Below are 444 nucleotides of genomic sequence, written 5' to 3'. Positions count from 1 at the left end.
ACGTTCTGCTGTCGCCTGAATTTCTTGATACGACGCTCGTGGTAAAGCGCAATGAGCAGACGGTCGATGAGGATGGCTTTGCCAGAAACACCACCACAGAGACCCAATTCGGCGGCGTAGTGACGGTTGACCGTTCACTGGAAGCCCGGCGCATGCAGGCCGGTCAGGTGATTAATGGCGCAATCCTGATTGTCACCACCTATAGGCTGAGCAGCGGCAACACCGGCATTGATGCCGACATCGTGACTTATCGCGGCCGCGACTATCGCGTGACCTTTGTCGATCCGTACACGGCTTACGGCGCCGGTTTCGTCCAGGCGCACTGTGAGCTGCAGCCATTTGACGGAGGCCAGCGTGAGTAACAGCAGCACATCAGCCGGGTATCTGACGCCCGTCAGCGCGCCTCAGGCCTACGACGAAACGCTGGAGCGTGAACTCAGCCAG

At 59.0% G+C, this 444-nt stretch carries 1 protein-coding gene; it reads left to right on the top strand.

All coding sequences use genetic code 11. The features are described from left to right. Positions 1 to 362: hypothetical protein (locus tag M3610_RS27530; RefSeq protein ID WP_251463650.1), on the top strand; the 362-nt coding region annotated here is incomplete at its 5' end. Positions 363 to 444 lie beyond the last annotated feature (82 nt).

It is taken from the genome of Neobacillus sp. MER 74 (assembly GCF_023714155.1).
The sequence above is the reverse complement of the archived record's forward strand: the minus strand, read 5'-3'. Positions and strand labels throughout refer to the sequence as shown.